Source organism: Rhizobacter sp. P2_H2 (genome assembly GCF_056403375.1).
This window is the reverse complement of sequence record NZ_JBFUFP010001702.1, coordinates 1-699: the sequence shown is the minus strand read 5'-3', so window position 1 is coordinate 699 and position 699 is coordinate 1. Positions and strand designations below refer to the sequence as shown.

General features: G+C 72.3%; 1 protein-coding gene. It reads right to left on the bottom strand.

Annotated elements, in window-relative coordinates; translation table 11 throughout:
- Positions 1 to 37: 37 nt before the first annotated feature.
- Positions 38 to 699, bottom strand: a 662-nt coding sequence (locus AC1D15_RS35705) for a metal ABC transporter permease (protein ID WP_477829814.1), incomplete at its 5' end; no start/stop codon positions are given.

The window sequence follows — 699 nt, the reverse complement described above, 5'->3', positions numbered from 1 at the left end:
CGGCGCACCACAGCCTCCCCGCACCCGCCTTCCGCGCCTACGGTGCCGCGGCGTGCACGGCCATCGCGAGCAGCGCCAGGCACCACACGATCAACGCCCCGGCCGGCAGGTCGAACGCCGACGACAGCGCCAGCCCGATCGCATACCCGAGCACCCCGATGCCATAGGCCAGCGGCAGCCGCCGCGCCTCGCGGTGCTTGCGCGTGCCCAGGCTGGGCACGATCAGCGTCGCGAACACCAGGTAGACGCCGACCAGCTGCACCGAGACCGTGACCGCCAGCGCGAACAGCAGGTAGAAGCCCGCTCGCTCGACCAGCGCGCGCGCACCGAACCACAGCCCGAGGATCGCGAGCGTCGCCACCAGCGGGATCGCGAGCTGCGTGTAGCTGACCCACAGGAYCTGCCCGGCCAGCAGGTCGCGCAGGTGCTCGCCGCCGTGCGGGTTCTTCGCGAGCAGCAGGATGCCGGCGGTCGCGGCCAGCACGAACAGCACGCCGATCTGCGCCTCCTGCACGTCGGGCCATTTCTTCTCGGTCCAGGTCAGCAGCAGCGCGCCGGCCAGCGCGGCCAGCGCCGCGGCCACCTGCACCTGCCAGCCGCCCGGGTCGATGTCGAGCAGGCCGGCGACGATCACGCCGAGTGCTGCGATCTGCGCGATCGCGAGGTCGATGAAGACGATGCCCTTGCGCAGCACCTGCG